Origin of the sequence: Muribaculum sp., from assembly GCF_029051885.1 — a bacterium.
Lineage (GTDB): Bacteria > Bacteroidota > Bacteroidia > Bacteroidales > Muribaculaceae > Muribaculum.
Window position 1 is genome coordinate 1 of record NZ_JAIDKI010000167.1, and the last position, 4,842, is coordinate 4,842.

Here is a 4,842-nt window from a genome sequence, read left to right on the forward strand (position 1 = left end):
GGTTGGTCATATCATAGCCACAGGCCGCGGCTGAAAGGTGGAGCTGGTGGCTTGGAATGTCAAGACAGCGGCGGGATGCGGCGAGGGTGCAATGAAATTCATAATCCGGATATTTCATGTCATACTCGGCAAAGGCTGCTTTCAGGCAACTCTCGTCAAAGGGGCGATTGTGGGCAACCAATGGGAGTCCCTTGATTTTATCTGCGACCTGCGACCATACTTCCGGAAAGGTCGGCTGCCCGTCCGTGTCACGCCTTGTAAGACCGTGTACTTCTGTTGTCCAGTATGTGTAATAATTCGGGGCAGGCTGTATGAGACTGTAAAATTTGTCAACAATTTCACCGCCTCGCACTATAACGATGCCGACACTGCATACGCTGGAACGACGGCCATTCGCTGTTTCAAAATCTATTGCGACAAAGTCCTGCATATTCAATCGTTCTCATATAGTTCGTACATGTCCGAAATCCATCCTTTCATCGTTTTGCGGAGCGATGCCGGGCTGATAACCTCAATCATCGAACCTACTTGAAGCAGCTTCATGACAAAGTCATAAGTGGGAGACAGATATAACTCAAAATCGGCATACTCGCCACAGTCTTCAATCAAGCACTGACTATGATGGAGGGGTAGGGACTTCAAATAATGCTTATGGTTTTTGTTGGCTCGGATTACGATTCTTTCGGGTTTGACATCGTAACCAATTACTATTCCGTATGCGGTAGTAAAGTAATCTGAAGCATCGAAGTCCTTAGGCAGCTGATATGTATCAGATGTTGTTTCTACACTTTCTACACGGTCAAGGCCATAAAGCCGTACATCTCCATAGCGCAAATTGTGAGCCAACACATACCAACGGTTCTCAAACAACTTGACACAGTATGGCTCAATCGGGAATGTGTAGCTATGCAACTTCTTGAACGGACGGTATGTGATATTCACAACTTGGTTTTCTTTCATTGCCTCCAGTATGGATGTCAGATGATTGCGCCCGGAAGGAATCTCGTCGACTAATATGCGGCCCTTCAAAGAAAGATTCTCTCCTATGATATTGCCGACTGCAAACGAATCGAGCATCCACTTTTTGAGCTTGTCCTCGTCGATATCCTCCGGATTGGAGATATAATATAGATAGCCACCAACTTTCTGACAGTCAATCATTATTCCGAATTGATCATAGATTGCATCACGCCATCGGTTGAACGTGGCGCGATGAAGTTTGTTTCCGTCGCTGAAATCTTTATTGCTCGACCAGCGGTCAGAAAGATCCTTATGTGAAATCTTTCCGGCACGGCGGATTGTGTCAATCAGCCAAGTGTATTTTTGCAGTTGTTTCATATCCGTTTGAGTTTTACACCGCAAAAATAATCAAAACCTGTATCATTTCGTGCGTCAGCTTTAGATTCCTATAAAAATCAGATAATTTGATTGCTTTTTGCGGCAAAAAGACCCTGCCTGAAATATAAGGTTTTATATTTCAATAACTTCTGGAAATATCCTCTTCATCTGCGCATTCTCCGGTTGAAATATTCATAATGCTGTTAGCATAATGTAAATCTTGCCACCAAACAATATCACTTACTGTGAGTTTCCCATTATTACCTTTTATAATGTGGTATGTCTCATAGGCTTGATAGTCAAGTTGAATGCGAAGAGATAGATATAATGGATTCTCCTGATATAATTCAATGCCCATTATTTCAAGCCACCTATTCTGAGTCTTGGTAAACTCCTCAAAAGTTTCATATTCCTCTGCGACAGCAGAGAAATATGCTTGTCGTTCACGCATCATTTTCCGACGTTTCTCCTTTTCTTCATTCATGGCAGTGATAATCACCTTGCGTCGTTCCTCATTCATCATACTTTAGACTTTTCTTTAGTACCGGTTTAGCGGTAAGGATAATAAATAATACAGTTGAGGATATCGCTACCAACATTGGTTGATTAGTCTTCCATACAAAAGGCACGATTCCACCTATAATTCCTGCAACCATAAACCACAAGAATATCGGACTGAGTTTCACCGAATGAGAATGTTCTTCTTTCTGCACGTCAAGTACCGAAGCCATTCGCTGTCTGAATTTTTCTATCATATTATTTTGATTATTTTGATGCAAAGATATTCTGATGGTGTCCCATTTTATGCATCAGCTTTATTTTGATGCTGTTGATGTCTGGGATTGTACTTCATAGTGTCGGTATAGCCGATGATTTTGCTGGTGGTTTTATAGGCCATAGGTGACTGTCTACAGCTCCTTTATCACAGGGAAAAAGCGGCTCTGGCGTTAACATATATTATGGAACGTGATTTAATTCCGTATATTCGGTGGAATGATGCGCCATTAACTGTATATGGTTGATATAGAGTCTTTAGGGTGGGGTTGCCATTGCCGTTATTGATATGGTTGTGTGTCGATTTGTATTACTTTATGCTCGGATACATACTGATAATGAGCATTCCCCGGACAATATTTTATTTTTATTAAGCTAAAGTGTTGAAATTCATAAGATTAACATATTTTAACGGGGGTGATTTTTGCTTGCACAATTGTGAAAAGATGTTGAAATTTGCACCCTGGAAATATATCTAACCGTTATCACAAACTGTGCAGACACAGCTGCAACAGACCGCATGATGCTCTCTATTGCTTTAGTGATAAGGCAACTTTAAATACAGATTTTGATGAAATAATAAGAAAATTGATATTCATGCTTGCAATCTCTGTTACAAGCGCGACACATGGGCCGGATGTCGCTGTTAAGACGAATGTCCTGGATGATTTGATACTCGATATCAACGTCGGAACCGAAATAGGATTGGCTCCCCAATGGACCGTAGACATTCCTGTAAGTATCAATGCCTGGACTCTAAGCCATGATCGCAGATGGAAACATCTATCTATTCAGCCCGGTGTAAGATACTGGTTCTGTGACCGTTTTTCGGGTCATTTTGTCGGAGCTCACACGCATGGCGGCATATTCAACATGGGAGGCTTTGACGGTAAAATCAATATGTTGGGAACTTTAGTTGCCGGTGCCGAAAACGTCGTGACCAATGTGTCGGTCGAAAATCTGAAGATGGAGAGAGACGGCGCCCATATTTGCATTGATATGAACCTTGTGCTCTCTGACCTCGATGTTGAATCAAACAGGAGTGTGTGCCTGTCGCCGTGGCTTCTCAAGGGCAATGATTCAATTGCTCTTCCTACGGTCAATGTGTATGGCCGGCGCCGCTATTACTACAATATGCGCAATAACAGGAGTATGATGGTGCCCGGCAAGAACCGTATGGTGTTTCAGGCCAAGGAGGCTCCCGAGCAGGTCGCATATCATGAGTTTGTGCCTTTTCACGACTGGATGGACGGAGCGACGCTCCGTATACAGCGAACCGACAATGGATGCTGCGGGCATGTTCTTCTCAACGAACATGGCGATGTCGGCCTGTTTCAAGAGCGATTTTTCCCCGATTTGCTTTATATCAGGCCCTTGGCTTCGCGAGAGAAACGACGCACTCTCGAGGGACGGGCATATATTGACTTTCCGGTGGACCAGACCATAATATATCCCGATTATCGACGCAATTCCATCGAGCTGGCGGCAATTCGCTCGACCATTGACACAATCCGCAATGATACCGATGCCAGGATAGACACCGTGTGGCTTAAGGGTTTCGCATCGCCCGAGAGTCCGTATTCACACAATACAGATCTTGCTAAAGGACGTACAGAGGCTCTCCGTCATTATATACAGCAGCTCTATCGCTTCGATAATGTGACTATGATAACCGACTTTGAGCCTGAAGACTGGGCTGGACTACGATTGGCGGTGGACGGCTCCAATCTTGACCACCGCAGTGAGATACTCAATTTAATCGACTCGGACATAGAGCCTGATAAAAAAGAGGCTCAAATAAAGAGCATGTATCCGCAGGACTACCAGTTCATGCTCCACACATATTATCCTGCATTACGTCATACAGATTATAAGGTATCATATGTGATACGCACATATCACGACCCTATTGAGATTCTTGCCGTGATGAGGGAACATCCACAGAATCTGAGTCTTGATGAGTTTTACATTGCAGCCGGCGAGATGGACCCCGGCAGCGATGAATTTACAGAGGTATTCGAGACGGCAGTCAGAATGTTTCCAGAGGATGCTGTCGCAAATCTCAATGCGGCTAACGCAGCCATGCGCCGGGGCGATTTAGCGTCGGCGGCCCGATATATCGACAAGGCCGGTGACTCTCCCGAAGCCATTTATGCGCGGGGCGCTATGGCCATACGGACCCGTGACTTTGAGACTGCTCGCCGCTATCTTGCCGAGGCAAAGGAAGCCGGGCTTGCAAAGGCAGCCGAAACTCTCAATGAGCTTGAAAAGAGGATTTCATATTCACCTATATATAATAAATAAACCAAATTAAAAGATCTAAAGTTTATGATGAACAAAAACTTTATTCTTTTGTCTGCGGGAATGATGTTGTTGGCGAGCGGTTGCTCGAGCGACATCATAGAGCCTGACATTTATGAACCTGGTAATGAACAGGGTAGTGTATCGGATGGCAATGCCAAATACATTACTGTAGCAATTTCAGGGCTGCCCGAAACCAGTTCCCGTGGCGATGAGAAGCCAGACTATGAGTTTGGTACGGATACAGAAAACGAGGTAAAGAGTGTGTGTTTCTATTTCTTCGACGATAATGGAGCCGCCGCCACCGTGAAACTCTGCAGCGATGGTTCTTACATCAACTACTTCGATTGGAGTCACGGCTCTTTCATTTAGAATCGGCCAAAGATTGCAAGAAGAGGTGTATTTTATAGCGAAAATGCCTAACTTTGC

At 44.3% G+C, this 4,842-nt stretch carries 5 protein-coding genes; 2 read left to right on the forward strand and 3 right to left on the reverse strand.

What is annotated here, in order from left to right:
* The 3 genes from K2I50_RS07225 to K2I50_RS07235 all read right to left on the reverse strand — a co-directional run.
* A partial coding sequence (locus K2I50_RS07225; RefSeq protein WP_301025634.1) for a 3'-5' exonuclease occupies positions 1-430 on the reverse strand: 430 nt, incomplete at its 3' end.
* A gap of 2 nt (positions 431-432) precedes the next feature.
* Positions 433-1,338: a helix-turn-helix transcriptional regulator gene (locus K2I50_RS07230; RefSeq protein WP_301025635.1), complete on the reverse strand. Its 906-nt coding sequence runs from the start codon at positions 1,336-1,338 to the stop codon at positions 433-435.
* Positions 1,339-1,477: 139 nt separating this feature from the next.
* A complete protein-coding gene (locus tag K2I50_RS07235) occupies positions 1,478-1,861 on the reverse strand; it encodes a hypothetical protein (protein WP_301025637.1) in 384 nt (127 codons plus the stop codon).
* 848 nt (positions 1,862-2,709) lie between these two features.
* Between K2I50_RS07235 and K2I50_RS07240 the strand changes: the two genes are divergently transcribed.
* Together K2I50_RS07240 and K2I50_RS07245 are read left to right on the forward strand one after the other, a co-directional pair.
* Positions 2,710-4,416 carry a DUF3575 domain-containing protein gene (locus K2I50_RS07240; RefSeq protein WP_301025639.1) on the forward strand — a complete coding sequence of 569 codons (1,707 nt, stop codon included), beginning with the start codon at positions 2,710-2,712 and terminating at the stop codon, positions 4,414-4,416.
* A 24-nt stretch (positions 4,417-4,440) separates the two neighbouring features.
* On the forward strand, positions 4,441-4,785 hold the full coding sequence (locus K2I50_RS07245; RefSeq protein WP_301025640.1) for a hypothetical protein: 345 nt from the start codon (positions 4,441-4,443) through the stop codon (positions 4,783-4,785).
* Positions 4,786-4,842: the final 57 nt, after the last annotated feature.